Source organism: Pseudomonas sp. SDT291_1_S447 (assembly GCF_054070155.1).
Genome location: NZ_JBSVXS010000003.1, coordinates 123,815 through 139,635 on the forward strand (window position 1 = coordinate 123,815; position 15,821 = coordinate 139,635).

Below are 15,821 nucleotides of genomic sequence, written 5' to 3' on the forward strand. Positions count from 1 at the left end.
TTTGCGCAAATAGAGAGCCGCAGGAATGAAGCCGTTCGCCTCCCGTTATCTGCTCCTTGTCGCATTTTCAGTGCTGCTGGGCGCCTGCCAAAGTACCCCGCCGGTGGCTGAAGTCCCCGATGCGCGGGCTACGGCCATCGCACAGCTGGAACAAAGCCTGGCCAGCAGCGAATTGGCCACTGCCGAAGATCAGTTGGCCGCTTTGCAGAAAGAAACCCCAAACGATCAATCCCTTGAGCAGTACCAGCGGCAATTGGCCGAGGCGTATCTGCGCCGCAGCCAGATCGTGCTGCAGAAGGGCGATGTGAATGCAGCCGCCACGGCGTTGAGCCGTGCCCGTGCGTTGATGCCGAAAGCACCGGCGCTGACCGGTGGCGTGAATGGCGCCATCACTGAAGCGCGCAAGGCTGAGCTGGAAAAGGCTGAAGCGGCGCTGTTGGCAGCCGAAGCCAAGCCGAAAGCCAAGGTGATCGATCCGACTGCCGAAAGCACTACGGTGGCGTTGAATATCACTGATAGCCGCAAACTTCGTCGCCAACTGGATGCGATCGCTGCGGATGTGGTGAATTATGAGTGTGGGGTGACGATTCAGGCGCCACGGACGAATGATTATCCTTGGTTGGCGACGTTGCTGAGCAAGCGGGTCAAGAAATTGAATCCGGATTTTGATCTGAAGATTGTGAAGCAGACCGTGCGCACCGTGCCGGCGCAGATGGTTCTGAGCCCGCGTAAACCGTAAAAAGATCGCAGCCTGCGGCAGCTCCTACATGGGATTGAGGTACACCCTGTAGGAGCTGCCGAAGGCTGCGATCTTTTGCTTTTAAGCCGGAATGGCCTTCGCCTTAGGCTCCCGCGCCCAAACCCGATGCTGCCCGATCGCGGCGAAGAATGGCTTGGTCAGCGCCGGTACATCCTTGCCTTGCAGCAACCCGGCATCCGCCTCCAGCTTCAGCAAATCCTGCAATTGCTTGGCATCGCCGTGCAGCGCAATCGCCTTCAAATGCTTGTACGCCTCCAGCAGGTAATGCAGCGCAACGCCGTCACCGCTCAACGCCTTCACCGAGGCCGCGCCACCCGGCACGAACACCGCGTCAAAAATCACCGACGGCATGCCTTCCATGGACGCATCCACTGGCAGGCTTTTCCCGTCAGCGGTCTTCACTGGCGCCGAAGTCGGCCCCAGCAACTTGGCATGCGCACCTTCAGCGGCCAATGCCTTCTTCATTGCATCAATCGCGGCACCATCGACGCCGTTGGCAACAAGAATCGCCACTTTTCGGGTTTTGATGTTTTCTGGCAGCAAATTAGCCTGACTCAATGACGGCGAGTGATCGAAAGACACCTTGCGCGTATCCACCGTGCCTTTGGTAGGCGCAGGCAGACCCAGATTAGCCGCCACACGCTTGGCCAATTCCAGATCGATGTTGGCCAGAATCTCGTTCACTTCCCGAGCACGGATGAACTCACGCTCAACCTTGCCCAGCTCGAAGCTGTAAGCGGCAATGATGTGCTCCTTCTCGTGATCGCTCATGCTGTTGAAGAATAGCGTCGCCTGGGAGAAGTGATCGCTGAACGACTCGCTGCGCTGGCGGATCTTGTTGGCATCGATGCGCTCTGGATAACTTTCGAAACCGCCGTCCTGCGCGGCCGGCGGCGTTTCTTTCGGCCAGCCACCATCAATCGAGTTCGGCTCGTAAGAGGCACGACCCTTGTCGATCACCGAACGGTGCTGGGCATCACGCTGGCCATTGTGGAACGGCGCCACCGGGCGGTTGATCGGCAACTCATGAAAGTTCGGCCCACCGAGTCGGCTGATTTGCGTGTCGGTGTAGGAAAACAGCCGACCTTGCAGCAACGGGTCGTTGGAGAAGTCGATGCCGGGCACGATGTGGCCAGGGCAGAACGCGACCTGCTCGGTCTCGGCAAAGAAGTTGTCCGGGTTGCGGTTCAGGGTCATTTTGCCGAGCGGTGTGATCGGCACGATTTCTTCGGGGATCAGCTTGGTCGGGTCGAGGATGTCGAAATCGAAGTCGTGCTCGTTTTCCTCCTCGATGATCTGCACGCCGAGTTCCCATTCCGGATAGTCGCCCATCTCGATCGCTTCCCAGAGGTCGCGACGGTGGTAGTCAGTGTCTTTACCGGCGAGCTTCTGCGCTTCGTCCCACACCAGTGAGCAAGTACCCGCAGTAGGGCGCCAGTGGAATTTGACGAAGCGCGATTTACCCTCGGCATTGATCAGGCGGAAGGTGTGCACGCCGAAGCCCTGCATGCTGCGCAGGCTTTTCGGGATCGCCCGGTCGGACATCGCCCAGATGACCATATGTGCCGACTCCGGCACCAGCGACACGAAATCCCAGAAGGTGTCGTGGGCCGAGCCGCCAGTCGGGATTTCATTGTGCGGCTCGGGTTTCACCGCGTGGACGAAGTCGGGAAACTTGATCGCGTCCTGAATGAAAAACACTGGCATGTTGTTGCCGACCAGGTCGAAGTTGCCTTCATCAGTGAAGAACTTCACCGCGAAACCGCGCACGTCACGCACGGTGTCGCCGGAACCACGTGGGCCCTGCACCGTGGAAAAGCGCACGAATACCGGGGTCTTTTTCCCCGGATCCTGTAGGAAACCGGCCTTGGTCAGCTCCGAATGGTTCTCGTACGCCTGAAAGAAGCCATGGGCGCCAGTGCCGCGCGCGTGAACGATGCGCTCCGGGATCCGCTCATGGTCAAAATGCGTGATTTTTTCCCGCATGATGAAGTCTTCAAGCAGCGATGGCCCGCGCGGCCCGGCCTTAAGGGTGTTCTGGTTATCGGCGATCTTCACACCCTGGTTGGTGCGCAGGGCCTGGCCGGTGGCATCGGAGCGAAATTTTTCCAGGCTGTCGAGTTTGGCGTTGGTGTTGGCACGATCCGGGGTATCGGTTCCGGCCATCTGGCTTTTATCGGTCGTAGGCTTCTTGCTCATCAGTCGTAAACTCCTCGGTTGACCCCGATGCTCGCCGGGGACTCTTGAGTGGTTCCCGGGCACGGCACCCAGGGTTTTCAAGTCGCTTACTTAGTGACTGATGGTCTGCTTTGGACGTTCCTTTTTTATGACCTTTGATCTTGTTATTGCCAAATCGAAGGTTAATTGCGAAATAAATGCTAAGAACCTCTATACGGACAGGCTAAAATGCGCGCCCGGCTAACCGCTGATCCTTTTCTAACGCGCCCCACAAGGTTCGCTACGTGATCGAGTTTCAAAACGTCCATAAGACTTACCGCGTCGCCGGTAAGGATATTCCCGCGCTGCATCCGACCAGTCTCTCTATCGAGAACGGGCAGGTGTTCGGCCTGATCGGTCATTCCGGCGCGGGCAAAAGTACCCTGCTGCGTCTGATCAATCGCCTGGAAGACTCCAGCGGCGGCAAGATCATCGTCGACGGCGAAGAAGTCACCGCACTGGACGCCAACGGCCTGCGCCGTTTCCGTCAGCAAGTCGGGATGATCTTCCAGCACTTCAACCTGCTCGCCTCCAAGACTGTGGCCGACAACGTTGCGTTGCCGCTGACCCTGGCTGGCGAACTGTCGGGCGGCGAGATTGACAAGCGTGTTGCCGAATTGCTGGCGCGAGTCGGTCTGTCTGACCACGCCAAGAAGTATCCGGCGCAATTGTCCGGCGGCCAGAAGCAGCGCGTCGGCATCGCCCGCGCCCTGGCGACCAAGCCAAAGATTCTGCTGTGCGACGAGGCCACCAGTGCCCTCGACCCGCAGACCACCGCGTCGGTCCTGCAACTGCTGGCCGAGATCAACCGCGAGCTGAAACTGACCATCGTCCTGATCACCCACGAGATGGATGTGATCCGTCGCGTCTGCGATCAAGTGGCGGTGATGGATGCCGGCGTGATCGTCGAGCAAGGTTCGGTGGCCGATGTGTTCCTGCATCCGAAGCACCCGACCACCAAGCGTTTCGTCCAGGAAAGCGAGCAGATCGACGAAAGCGAGCAACGTGATGACTTTGCTCACGTGCCGGGGCGCATCGTGCGTCTGACCTTCCAGGGCGAAGCGACTTACGCGCCGCTGCTCGGTACCGTCGCCCGGGAAACCGGCGTCGACTACAGCATCCTTGCCGGTCGTATCGACCGCATCAAAGACATTCCGTACGGGCAATTGACCCTCGCCGTCACCGGTGGCGACATGGAAGCGGCCTTCGCCCGCTTCACCGCCGCTGACGTTCACATGGAGGTATTGCGCTAATGGAAGACCTGATCAGCTTCTTCACCAACATCGACTGGTACGAAATCTGGCTGGCCACCGGCGACACGATGCTGATGCTCGGTGGTTCGCTGCTGTTCACCGTGCTGCTCGGCCTGCCGCTGGGCGTGTTGCTGTTCCTCTGCAGCCCGCGTCAGTTGCTGGAAAACCGCGGCCTCTACGCGTTCATGTCGCTGGCGGTGAACATCCTGCGTTCGTTGCCGTTCATTATTCTGTTGATCGTGATGATCCCGTTCACCGTGCTGATTACCGGTACGTCGCTGGGCGTGGCCGGTGCGATCCCGCCGTTGGTAGTCGGTGCCACACCGTTCTTCGCGCGTCTGGTGGAAACCGCGCTGCGTGAAGTCGATCGCGGCATCATCGAAGCGACCCAGTCGATGGGCGCGACCACGCGGCAGATCATCATGAACGCCCTGCTGCCGGAAGCCCGTCCGGGCATCTTCGCGGCGATTACGGTGACGGCGATTACACTGGTGTCCTACACGGCAATGGCCGGTGTGGTCGGTGCCGGTGGTCTGGGTGACTTGGCCATCCGTTTCGGTTACCAGCGTTTCCAGACCGACGTGATGATCGTCACCGTAGTGTTGCTGTTGATTCTGGTGCAGGTGTTGCAAATGGTAGGCGATCGACTGGTTGTGCATTTCTCGCGCAAATAAACCGGTCTGGTCATTAAGAGATGAGCCGGCCATTCGCTGGCAGGCGCCAGACGGGCGCCTCATAAGGAGTTAGCTGAATGAAAAAACTGATCGCTGCTTTTGCTGCCGTTGCAGCATTCTCGGCCCACGCCGAAACCCTGACCGTTGCCGCCACTCCGGTGCCGCACGCGGAAATCCTTGAGTTCGTGAAGCCGGCCCTGGCCAAAGAAGGCGTGGATCTGAAGGTCAAGGTCTTCACCGACTACATTCAGCCGAACGTACAGGTCGCGGAAAAGCGTCTGGACGCCAACTTCTTCCAGCACCAGCCGTACCTCGATGAGTTCAACAAGGCCAAGGGCACCAGTCTGGTTGCCGTGACCGGTGTGCACCTGGAGCCACTGGGCGCTTACTCGAGCAAGCTCAAGGATCTGAAGGATCTGCCAAGCGGTGCCAACGTGGTGATCCCGAACGACGCCACCAACGGCGGCCGTGCGCTGTTGCTGCTGGCCAAGGCTGGCGTGATCACCCTGAAGGATCCGACCAACATCCTGTCGACCGTCAAAGACATCGCGACCAACCCGAAAGACCTGAAGATCCGTGAACTGGAAGCCGCGACCATCCCGCGCGTGCTGACCCAGGTCGATCTGGCGCTGATCAACACCAACTACGCGCTGGAAGCCAAGCTCGATCCGTCCAAGGATGCGCTGGTGATCGAAGGTAACGACTCGCCGTACGTGAACATCCTCGTGTCCCGCGCGGACAACAAGGACAGCGACGCGATGAAGAAACTCGCTGCTGCGCTGCACAGCCCGGAAGTGAAGAAGTTCATTACCGAGAAGTACAAGGGTGCGGTATTGCCGGCGTTCTGATTCAGGAATGCTGCAACGAAAAAGGGGACGCCATGCGCGTCCCCTTTTTGTGTCTGGTGCTTGGCTTTGGACCTGCTGTGAAGCTTCCCCTCACCCCAGCCCTCTCCCAGAGGGAGAGGGGGCCGAACGAGGTGTCTTGCGTTCTACATCGACCTGAAAGAACCAGTCGATTATGGATTCGGCACTGCACATCGGCCTGAACGATCTTGGCGATTATGGATTCAGCACAGCGCTTACAGGTCGGCGTATTTCGTCAGCATCCCCCAATCAGTCCCCTCTCCCTCTGGGCGGTCCGACGTTTCGGGAGGGCTAGGGTGAGGGGCTTTTCGCTCTTAAGTTTTTATTTGCGGTTAAGCATCACCGGCAGCTGCGCAACCAGTTTGGCATTATTCAACGGCGCCCGAATAAACCCCCGCTGCGTCCCGTCCGGGCCGATCACCGCGAGATTACCGCTGTGATCCACCGTGTAATTCGGCTTACTGGTGTCCGCCGGAATAAACGGAATACTCACCGCGTTCGCCACCTTCTGCAGCTCTTCAATCGAAGTCGGTGTCAGGCCAATGAACTGCGGATCAAAGTAGCCCAGATACTGCTTCAACTGCTTCGGGTTATCGCGGTTCGGGTCAACGCTGACCAGCACGATCTGCAACTTGTCCACAGCGTCCTTGGGCAGTTCGCTTTTGATCTGGCGCAGCTGTGCGAGGGTGGTCGGGCAGATGTCCGGGCAGAAGGTGTAGCCGAAAAACAGCAGGCTCCACTTACCTTTGAGCTCGTTGATCGCCACCGGTTTGCCGTCCTGATCGGTCATCGTCACGTCCGGCAAATTACGGCTCTGCGGCAGCAGAATAATGCCGGCGTCGATCAGCGCAGTGGGGTCGCCCTGGCCCTTGCCGCTCAGCACTTTGTTGACGGTCAGGCCGAGGATCAGCGCGATCACGGCGACGAGGATGAAGACGGTTTTCTGGGTTCGAGTCATAGGTTCAACAGTAAGTAGTGGTCTACGAGCAGGGCGATGAACAGCAGAAACAAGTACCAAATAGAGTACTTGAAGGTGTTGATCGCCGCGTGCGGCCGAGTGCCACGGTACAGCACCACGGCCCATTGCAGAAACCTTGCGCCCAGAGCGAGCGCGCAAATCAGGTAGAGCATGCCGCTCATGTGGATCACGTACGGCAGCAGACTCACCGCCAGCAGCGCGAAGGTGTAGAGCAGAATATGCACCTTGGTGTAGTGCTCGCCGTGGGTGACCGGCAGCATCGGGATGTCAGCCTTGGCGTATTCCTCTTTGCGATGGATCGCCAGCGCCCAGAAGTGCGGCGGGGTCCAGGCGAAGATGATCAGTACTAGCAACAACGGTTCGGCGCTGACGTGACCGGTGGCAGCCGTCCAGCCGAGCAGCGGCGGGGCGGCGCCGGCAAGGCCTCCGATGACGATGTTCTGCGGCGTCGCGCGTTTGAGGAAACCGGTGTAGATCACCGCATAACCGAGCAGCGAAGCCAGGGTCAGCCAAGCGGTCAGCGGATTGGTGAAGGTCAGCAACAAGGCCTGACCGAGCAGTGCCAGTACCAGTGCAAAAATCAGCGCCGCCGCTGGCGAAACCCGGCCCTCGGCCAGCGGCCGTTTATGCGTACGCGCCATTACTGCATCGATGCGCCGATCCACCACATGGTTAACCGCCGCCGCGCCGCCGGCACACAACGCAATCCCCAGATTGCCGAACACCAGCACCGTCCACGGCACCCCGGCGCGAGTCGCGAGGAACATGCCGACCAGCGAGGTGATCAGCATCAGCACCACGACTTTCGGTTTGGTCAGTTCCAGATAATCACGCCAGATCGCCTGATGCGGACGTTCGCCAATCAGAATCGCCACGGCGTTTCTCCTTTAATAGTGATGGGCGCGGCCGCGTGTTTGCGCGGGCTCAGACGCCAGCGTGCGAGCACCGGTTGTTTGACCCGAACCAGACTGGTGCGCGCGTGGTAATTGACCAGCACCATGGTCAGCAACAGCGCCGCACCGCCAGCGTTATGCGCGACCGCCACTGGCAGCGGCAGATGGAACAAGACATTGCTGATGCCGAGGGTGATTTGTGCGGTGAGGGCGATCAGTACCAGGCCGGCCAGCCGCGTCATGCCGACCACTTTCAATTGCCAGGCGAGACCGAGCAGCACCAGCGTCACCAGCAACGCGCCGATGCGGTGAGTCAGGTGAATCGCCGTGCGCGCATCGCTGTCGAGTTGTCCGCCCAAGTAATTCGGGCCGATGTGTTGAGTCAGGTGAAAACCATTGGCGAAATCCGCTGGCGGCAACCATTGCCCGTGGCAGGTCGGAAAATCGATGCACGCCACCGCCGCGTAGTTGGAGCTGACCCAGCCACCCAGCGCGATCTGGCCGATCACCAGCAACAATCCCGCCGTCGCCCAATACTGCAGACGCTTGGGCACGGTCAGCGCCGGCAGCACGCCGGACAATCTAAGCGTCAGCAAAAACAGCAGACTCAACGTCGCAAAGCCGCCTAGCAAATGCCCGGTGACCACCTGCGGCCAGAGCTTGAGCGTCACCGTCCACATGCCGAACGCCGCTTGCGCAAACACCACCGCCAGCAGAAACAGCGGCAGCTTCAACGGCTGCCCCGGATGACGACGGTTAACCCACGCCCGCCCGGCCAGAATCGAAATGAGCAGGCCGAGGGTGCCGGCGAAATAGCGGTGAATCATCTCGTTCCAGCCCTTGTGCGCCTCCACCGGCGAGTCGGGGTAATGCAGTTCGGCATGAGCCAATTGGGCTTCGCTTTTCGGCACGCTGATAAAACCGTAGCAGCCCGGCCAGTCCGGACAGCCGAGGCCGGCGTGGGTGAGGCGCGTATAGGCGCCGAGCAGCACCACAATCAGTGCCAGCAGGGTGGCAAACAGCGCGAGGCGAAATCCAGGTTTGGCCATGACGATGCCCTTATCCGATGTTCGACAGTTTCAGCAGGTGACGCAGGTCGTTGAGCAGATCCTTGCCTTTCACATTCGGCTCGTAACGCAGCACGAGGTTGCCGTGCGGGTCGATGATCCATAGTTGTGGCGTGGCTTTGTCGCCAGTGGTTTTGCTGAACACACCAGCGTCCAGCGGATAGCGTTGCAGTTGTGGATATTCACGGCTCAGCTTGGCTTCGTAATCGGCGCTCACCGGTTGCGCCACGGCGAGGGCATGGCTGGCGCGGCCAGCCTCGCGACCGAGGCCGATCTGGATCTGCCGCGCCAGATACACCAGTTGCTGGCAATCCACCGCGCAATCCTTCGGCGCGGTGACCAGCATCTGCCAGCGCTCCTCGTCGGCTTGCACGCCGAGGTCGGCGCGGGTCTGGCCGTTGCCGATCAGTTCGCCGTGATAGCTGCGACCTTCCGGGACCCAGAACTGCAATTTGTACATGCCGGTGGCGAGCAGCATCGGGCCGACCACGCCGAGCACAATCAGCAATAACTGAATGCGCCCGCGACGGCGGCTGGCGGCAGGTTTTGCCTCAGACATGCTGGGTGGATTCATGGCCGTTCCCATGGTGTTTCTCCTTTGCGTTGTGCAAGCCCAAATAGATGTAGAGGCCGAGCAGGGCGGTGGCCATGGCGAACCACTGCACGGCGTAACCGAGGTGTTTTTCCGGGCCCATCGCGACTACCGGCCAATCGGTCTGGTAGCTGGCCGGGCCGGGTTCGGCGCGTAATTCGTAGGCGAAGCCGTCGCGCTCGAGGGTTTTCCACAGCTTGGCCGGGTCGACGGCGGTGATGGTTTGCGGCCAGGTGCTGCTGACCGGGTCGGCGTGTAGCTGGAAGGTCGCGCCGGGGGCGACGTAGACCCAGGCGTCGACATTCAGCGCATCTGCAGGTGTGGAAAATTGCGGCGGCACGCGGCGATCCGGCCATGGCAACCAGCCGCGATTGACCAGCAGCCACAAACCGCTGCGTTGGTCCTGAAACGGTTGCAGCAGCTCGACGCCGACCTTGCCGTTTCGCTGACGGTTATCCAGCAGCAAGCTGTGCGCGGCATCGAACTGGCCGTGCAGATGCACACGGCGATAGGCCGGATCGGCGCTGCTCAGCAACTCGCTGCTGGCCATCGGTTCGGCAGCGCGGCGTTCGGCGTAGCTGGCGAGCAGGGCGGTTTTCTCGGCGCCACGGCTCAATTGCCAGAAGCCCAGTGACACCAGCAGCGGCAGCAACAACGCCACCACCACGGTAGGTATCACACCCGGGCGAAAACGCTTCATGGCCGCGCCACAAAGTCAGTCGTTGCACTCGCTATACTCAACTGCATCGCCTGTCCCCCGGAGTTCTTCCCATGCTCAAAACAGCGATCGTCCTGATGCTGATTGCCACGGTGATCAGCCTGTTCAGCGGCCTGTTTTTCCTGGTCAAGGACGACAGCAGCTCGAATCGCCTGGTCATCGCCTTGAGTGTTCGGGTGGCATTGGCCGCTGCTACCGTCGGCTTGATCGCCTGGGGCTTTTACAGCGGCCAACTGGTGTCCCACGTTACGTGGTAGCTGCAAGCGGTGAGCTACAAGCTACAAGTTAGAAGCTTTACCACTTTGAGCTTGAGGCTTGCCGCTTGCCGCTTGCGGCTGTTGTTAGAGCACATAAACGAAGATAAACAGGCCGATCCACACCACGTCGACGAAGTGCCAATACCAGCTCGCCGCTTCGAAACCGAACTGGTGCTCGTTGTCGAAATGGCCCTTCATGATGCGCATCAGCATCACGAACAGAATGATCGTGCCGATGGTCACGTGGGCGCCGTGGAACCCGGTGAGCATGAAGAACGTCGCGCCATAAATGCCCGAACCGAGGGTCAGGCCCAGTTCGTGATAGGCGTGAATGTATTCCTCAGCCTGGAAGCCAAGAAACGCGCAACCGAGTAGCACGGTGATCGCCAGCCAGATTTTCAGTGCGCCGCGATGGCCCTTCTTCAGTGCATGGTGGGCGATGGTGATGGTCACGCTGGAGCTGACCAGCAGAATCGTGTTGATCAGCGGCAGGCCCCACGGGCTGATGATGTCCTTAGGCGGCGGGAACAGTTTCGGATCCGGCGTGTGCAGCAGCGGCCAGGTGAACTGGAAGTTCGGCCAGAGCATGTGGGCGATGCCTTTGGTGCCTTCACCACCGAGCGCCGGCCCAGAGATGTGTCGCACGTAAAACAGCGCGCCGAAGAAGGCGATGAAGAACATCACCTCGGAGAAGATGAACCAACTCATGCCCCAGCGGAACGAGCGATCCAGCTGCGCGCTGTAGAGTCCCGCGCGGCTTTCCTTGATCACCGTGCCGAACCAGCCGAACAGCATGTACGCCACCAGCAGGCCACCGATGAAAAAGATCAGCGGGCCGTGGGATTCCGGGCGCGCGGCCTTCAGATCGTTGAACCAGGTGGCCAGGCCGTACACGGTGACGAGCATCCCGACCGTGGCAATGATCGGCCATTTGCTTTGGGCCGGAACGAAATAATGCTCATGAGTTGCCATTTATTGTTCTCCTTATCGGGCACGCTCAACCGCCAGTGTTTGCAGCCACCGGCGGATGTCGGGCGGTGATATCGAACAGCGTGTAGGACAGCGTCAGGTGCTTCACATCCTTGGGCATGTCGCGGTCAACAATGAAGCGCACCGGCATCTCGATCTGCTGACCGGGCTGCAGCACCTGCTGGGTAAAACAAAAGCATTCGGTCTTGTGGAAATACGCTGCCGCGTTGCTCGGCGCGATACTCGGCACGGCTTGCGCACTCATCGGCTTGTCGGTGGGGTTGCGCGCGATGAAAATCATCTCGTTGACCGCGCCGGGGTTGGCGGTCAGCTCGTCATGCTTGGGGTAGAAGTCCCATGGCATATCGGCGGTGTTGGTCGACAGGAATTGCACGCGCACCTGGCGTGAGGTGTCGACGACCTGCTCACCCTGGTACTGCCCGGCAGTCTTGCCGTTGATGCCGAAGGCCTTGCACATCACGTCGTAGATCGGCACCAGGGCAAAACCGAAGACGAACATCGCCACCACCACCCCGAGCAGGCGGGTGACGAGTTTTTTCATCGAGATCGAGTCAGCCATGATTTTCAGCCTCCACATGAATCTCTGTGGGAGCGAGCTTGCTCGCGAAGCAGGCGCTGCGGTTTCTCAGTGAAACCGAGTTATCGTTCTTCGCGAGCAAGCTCGCTCCCACAGTCATTTCACTTCCGGCGGTGTGGTGAAGGTGTGATACGGCGCCGGTGACGGCACGCTCCACTCCAGACCTTCCGCACCATCCCAAGGCTTGGCCGGTGCAGGTTCGCCACCCCGAATGGTCTTGATCACGATAAACAGGAAGAAGATCTGCGTGGCACCGAACATGAACGCGCCGATCGACGAAACCATGTTGAAGTCGGCGAACTGCAGGTTGTAGTCCGGGATCCGTCGCGGCATCCCCGCCAGGCCCACGAAGTGCATCGGGAAGAAGGTCAGGTTCATGCCGACGAACGACAGCCAGAAATGCAGCTTGCCGAGGGTTTCGTCGTACATGTGCCCGGTCCATTTCGGCAACCAGTAATAGGCCGAGGCGAAGATCCCGAAGATCGCCCCCGGCACCAGCACATAGTGGAAGTGCGCGACCACAAAGTAGGTGTCCTGGTACTGGAAGTCCGCCGGGGCGATGGCCAGCATCAGCCCGGAGAAACCGCCGATGGAAAACAGGATCACGAATGCCACCGCGAACAGCATCGGCGTCTCGAAGGTCATCGAGCCTTGCCACATGGTGCTGGCCCAGTTGAACACCTTCACACCGGTCGGCACGGCGATGAGCATGGTCGCGTACATGAAGAACAGCTCGCCCACCAACGGAATGCCGACCACGAACATGTGGTGCGCCCAGACGATGAACGACAGGAACGCGATGCTCGCCGTGGCGTAGACCATCGAGGTGTAGCCGAACAGCGGTTTGCGCGCGAAGGTCGGGATGATCTGGCTGACCGCGCCGAACGCCGGCAGGATCATGATGTACACCTCAGGGTGCCCGAAGAACCAGAACACATGCTGGAACAGCACCGGGTCACCGCCACCGGCAGCGCTGAAGAAACTGGTGCCGAAGTGGATGTCCATCAGCATCATCGTCACGCACCCGGCCAGCACCGGCATCACCGCGATCAGCAGGAATGCGGTGATCAGCCAGGTCCAGACGAACAGCGGCATTTTCATCAGGGTCATGCCGGGGGCGCGCAGGTTGAGAATGGTCGCGATCACGTTGATCGCGCCCATGATCGAACTGATCCCCATCAGGTGGATGGCAAAGATGAAGAAGGTCACGCTTTCCGGCGCGTAAGTGGTCGACAGTGGTGCGTAAAAGGTCCAGCCGAAATTCGGCCCGCCACCGGGGCTGAACAGGGTCGAGACCAGCAGCAGAAACGCCGCCGGCAGCAGCCAGAAGCTGAAGTTGTTCATCCGTGGCAGGGCCATGTCTGGCGCGCCGACCATCAGCGGGATCATCCAGTTGGCGAGGCCGACGAACGCCGGCATCACCGCACCGAAAACCATCACCAGACCATGCATGGTGGTCATCTGGTTGAAGAAGGCCGGCTCGACGATCTGCAAACCGGGCTGGAACAGCTCGGCACGGATCACCATGGCGAACGAGCCGCCAAGCAGGAACATCAGGAACGCAAACCACAGGTACAGCGTGCCGATGTCTTTGTGGTTGGTGGTCAGTACCCAGCGCATCAGGCCTTTGGCGGGGCCGTGGGCGTGGTCGGCATGACCGTGGTCATCGATGACAGCGCTCATGGCCGGTCTCCTTTGCGTGAGTGGGCGGGGCGGGCCGGGGCGTGGTGCCCCGGCCGGTTCACGAGGTACGCGATAGACCGGCTCATTTGCTTTCCGCCTGTTTCAGCTCCAGCACTTCTTTTGGCGTGACCATGTCGCCCTTGTTGTTGCCCCAGGCGTTACGTTCGTAGGTCACGACCGCTGCGATATCGACTTCCGACAGCTGTTTGCCGAACGCCGCCATGGCGGTGCCGGGTTTGCCGTGGAAGACAATGCTCAAGTGATCCTTGATCGGGCCGGTGGCAATTTTCGAGCCCTTGAGCGCCGGGAACATCGGCGGCAGGCCCTGGCCTTCGGCCTGGTGACAGGCAACGCAGGTGGTGTGATAAATCTTGTCGCCGCGCTCCTTGAGTTCGTCGAGGGTCCAATCCTTGCTGGTCAGCTCTTTAAGCTGCGCGGCCTCAGCCTTGCGCTCGGCGAGCCACTTGTCGTAATCGGCCTTGTCCTTGACCTCGACCACGATCGGCATAAAGCCGTGATCCTTGCCGCAAAGTTCGGCGCACTGGCCACGGTAAAGCCCGGGCTTGTCGACACGCGTCCAGGCTTCATTGACGAACCCCGGGATCGCATCGCGTTTCACCGCGAAGGCCGGCACCCACCACGAGTGGATAACGTCGGCGGAGGTCACGAGGAAGCGCACCTTGGCCCCGGTCGGCAGCACCAATGGCTTGTCGACCTCAAGCAAGTAGTGCTCGCCCTTGGCTTCCTTGTTGTGGATCTGTTCGGCGGGGGTGGCCAGGTTGCTGAAGAACTCGACGTCCTGGCCCAGGTATTTGTAGTGCCACTTCCACTGATAACCGGTGACCTGGATATCGATGTCCGGCTCACTGGTGTCGTACATCTTGATCAGGGTGGCAGTCGCCGGTACGGCCATGGCCACCAGAATCAGCAGCGGCACGACGGTCCACATGATTTCGACGCCGGTGCTTTCGTGGAATTTTGCGGCGACCTGCCCGGTAGAACGGCGGTGCACCATCATCGACCAGAACATGGCGCCGAAGACGATGATCCCGATCACCACACAGATCCAGAAAATGGTCATGTGCAGGTCGAATACTGCGTGACTGATTTCAGTCGCTCCAGGCGCCATATTCACAGTCCAGGCGGCGTGCGCAGGACTGAAAATCGACCACAACAGGAGGCCCATCCAGACGTGTGGATGTCGCATCATTGCGGGTTCCCCTTATCGTTCTTGTTATCCCGCCGGCTTTCGCCTGCGGCAAGGGAGCGGCTGCATCAGACTACGAACTTGAATCGCCGGGCCTTGCTGCGGGTGCAGTCGGGCGTCATCAGCTAACTCCATTCACTGGCGAGTATAGACAGCGACTGAGAATTGCAATGTGAGGACGTAAATCAACTGAAACAGCCGGGACTTGCGTTCAAGGGCACGAATGGAGAAGGATGCAGACGAGTGGTGGCAAACCGATATAACGCAGGTGCATCAAGGATGAAATAATTATGACAAATGCGTCTTAGCATTTTTCGTAAGCCAGCTAAGTTATGTCTTCCCTATTTCATTGCCTTGTTTCCTGGAGTTTTCATGAACACCGCCGCATTGCGCGAGCAGATCCAAAAAGCCCAACAACACGAAAAAGAAACCGGCCTGCTGACCCGTCAGCTGGAAAGCAAGCTGCCTCATTTACACCCGGCGATCCAATTGCCGGAAGCCGACGCCAATGGTGTGCTGACGCGTTTTGTCGCCGCCTACATTGATGAAGTGCCAGACCTGCTGGATGCAGCCAATGAAGTTGCCAGGGAAGCGGGAATCGAATCGCAGATCAAACCGGTGCTGAAAATCGCCGAGCAGTATTTCCTCCAGCCGCCGGCCATCATGGCCGGGCACGTTGGCCTGGACAGCCTGCTTGATGAAGCCTATCTGGCGCACCGTTTTGTCGAAGAGGTCAACGACCTGTACATCAAGCATTTCGGCCAGCCACTGATCCCCTTGGACATGACGGTCGCCAACTTGATTGCTCACCAATTGATCGGTGAGGAATTTGCCAACCAACTGGACGAAGCGGTGCATCACGCCATTGACGAGATGCTCAACGATGAGAGTTTTGCCCTGGAATCGGTAGAGGTCTACCGCGAAAAACTCAGCAGCCCGGACACCGGCGCCGCGTGGAAACGCTGGCCGTGCATGGGGCGGCGACTGGGTGTGGGTCTGGAGCTCGACCAGCCTGCTGCCTGAGTTCACACGATCCAATGTAGGAGTGAGCCTGCTCGCGATGGCGTCGGTACAGGCGCTGAAAAATC

The 15,821-nt window shown here is 59.7% G+C and carries 16 protein-coding genes; 6 read left to right on the top strand and 10 right to left on the bottom strand.

Features of this window, described 5'->3' with window-relative positions; translation table 11 throughout:
* The first annotated feature begins 25 nt into the window (after positions 1–25).
* A complete protein-coding gene (locus ACW9IR_RS02395) occupies positions 26–739 on the top strand; it encodes a PA5502 family lipoprotein (RefSeq protein WP_102902567.1) in 714 nt (237 codons plus the stop codon).
* 81 nt (positions 740–820) lie between these two features.
* On the opposite strand, the gene katE is transcribed toward ACW9IR_RS02395, so the two are convergent.
* Positions 821–2,962, bottom strand: a complete 2,142-nt coding sequence (katE, locus tag ACW9IR_RS02400; RefSeq protein WP_457461487.1) for a catalase HPII — start codon at positions 2,960–2,962, stop codon at positions 821–823.
* Between the two features lie 260 nt (positions 2,963–3,222).
* Here katE and ACW9IR_RS02405 point away from each other — a divergent pair, with 260 nt between their 5' ends.
* The 3 genes from ACW9IR_RS02405 to ACW9IR_RS02415 all read left to right on the top strand — a co-directional run bounded on the left by ACW9IR_RS02405 (position 3,223) and on the right by ACW9IR_RS02415 (position 5,752).
* Positions 3,223–4,230, top strand: a complete 1,008-nt coding sequence (locus ACW9IR_RS02405) for a methionine ABC transporter ATP-binding protein (protein ID WP_099757627.1) — start codon at positions 3,223–3,225, stop codon at positions 4,228–4,230.
* The gene (locus ACW9IR_RS02410; protein ID WP_016986455.1) at positions 4,230–4,904 is read left to right on the top strand and encodes a methionine ABC transporter permease; all 675 of its coding nucleotides are present in this window, start codon (positions 4,230–4,232) and stop codon (positions 4,902–4,904) included. The genes ACW9IR_RS02405 and ACW9IR_RS02410 overlap by 1 nt, the downstream gene beginning before the upstream one ends.
* A 77-nt stretch (positions 4,905–4,981) precedes the next feature.
* Entirely contained in the window at positions 4,982–5,752 is a 771-nt protein-coding gene (locus tag ACW9IR_RS02415; RefSeq protein ID WP_102902569.1) for a MetQ/NlpA family ABC transporter substrate-binding protein, read from the top strand.
* A gap of 340 nt (positions 5,753–6,092) precedes the next feature.
* Here ACW9IR_RS02415 and ACW9IR_RS02420 read toward each other — a convergent pair whose 3' ends face one another.
* Genes ACW9IR_RS02420 through ACW9IR_RS02440 form a run of 5 tightly spaced genes read right to left on the bottom strand, consistent with a single transcriptional unit; the run spans position 6,093 to position 10,001 of the window.
* Positions 6,093–6,728, bottom strand: a complete 636-nt coding sequence (locus ACW9IR_RS02420; RefSeq protein WP_008081211.1) for an SCO family protein — start codon at positions 6,726–6,728, stop codon at positions 6,093–6,095.
* Positions 6,725–7,624: a heme o synthase gene (cyoE, locus tag ACW9IR_RS02425; protein ID WP_457461476.1), complete on the bottom strand. Its 900-nt coding sequence runs from the start codon at positions 7,622–7,624 to the stop codon at positions 6,725–6,727. Before cyoE ends, ACW9IR_RS02420 begins: the two co-directional genes overlap by 4 nt.
* Positions 7,612–8,691: a COX15/CtaA family protein gene (locus tag ACW9IR_RS02430; protein WP_110718245.1), complete on the bottom strand. Its 1,080-nt coding sequence runs from the start codon at positions 8,689–8,691 to the stop codon at positions 7,612–7,614. The genes cyoE and ACW9IR_RS02430 overlap by 13 nt, the downstream gene beginning before the upstream one ends.
* A gap of 10 nt (positions 8,692–8,701) precedes the next feature.
* Positions 8,702–9,295, bottom strand: a complete 594-nt coding sequence (locus ACW9IR_RS02435; protein ID WP_273915868.1) for a hypothetical protein — start codon at positions 9,293–9,295, stop codon at positions 8,702–8,704.
* Positions 9,261–10,001 (bottom strand): SURF1 family protein, encoded by a 741-nt coding sequence (locus ACW9IR_RS02440; protein WP_457461478.1) that lies wholly within the window; start codon positions 9,999–10,001, stop codon positions 9,261–9,263. Before ACW9IR_RS02440 ends, ACW9IR_RS02435 begins: the two co-directional genes overlap by 35 nt.
* Before the next feature lie 71 nt (positions 10,002–10,072).
* Between ACW9IR_RS02440 and ACW9IR_RS02445 the strand changes: the two genes are divergently transcribed.
* The gene (locus tag ACW9IR_RS02445) at positions 10,073–10,276 is read left to right on the top strand and encodes a twin transmembrane helix small protein (RefSeq protein WP_102902573.1); all 204 of its coding nucleotides are present in this window, start codon (positions 10,073–10,075) and stop codon (positions 10,274–10,276) included.
* Positions 10,277–10,360: 84 nt separating this feature from the next.
* Here the strand turns inward: ACW9IR_RS02445 and ACW9IR_RS02450 are convergent, their stop codons facing one another.
* The 4 genes from ACW9IR_RS02450 to coxB form a co-directional block, all read right to left on the bottom strand.
* The gene (locus ACW9IR_RS02450) at positions 10,361–11,248 is read right to left on the bottom strand and encodes a cytochrome c oxidase subunit 3 (RefSeq protein ID WP_095119637.1); all 888 of its coding nucleotides are present in this window, start codon (positions 11,246–11,248) and stop codon (positions 10,361–10,363) included.
* A gap of 25 nt (positions 11,249–11,273) precedes the next feature.
* Complete coding sequence (locus tag ACW9IR_RS02455) at positions 11,274–11,825, bottom strand: cytochrome c oxidase assembly protein (RefSeq protein ID WP_110718248.1); 552 nt, start codon at positions 11,823–11,825, stop codon at positions 11,274–11,276.
* Between the two features lie 114 nt (positions 11,826–11,939).
* Positions 11,940–13,526: a cytochrome c oxidase subunit I gene (gene ctaD, locus ACW9IR_RS02460; RefSeq protein WP_095119635.1), complete on the bottom strand. Its 1,587-nt coding sequence runs from the start codon at positions 13,524–13,526 to the stop codon at positions 11,940–11,942.
* 82 nt (positions 13,527–13,608) lie between these two features.
* Positions 13,609–14,736 carry a cytochrome c oxidase subunit II gene (gene coxB, locus ACW9IR_RS02465; RefSeq protein WP_457461481.1) on the bottom strand — a complete coding sequence of 376 codons (1,128 nt, stop codon included), beginning with the start codon at positions 14,734–14,736 and terminating at the stop codon, positions 13,609–13,611.
* 369 nt (positions 14,737–15,105) lie between these two features.
* Between coxB and ACW9IR_RS02470 the strand changes: the two genes are divergently transcribed.
* Positions 15,106–15,756, top strand: coding sequence for a hypothetical protein (locus ACW9IR_RS02470; protein WP_095119633.1), 651 nt, complete (start codon positions 15,106–15,108; stop codon positions 15,754–15,756).
* Positions 15,757–15,821 lie beyond the last annotated feature (65 nt).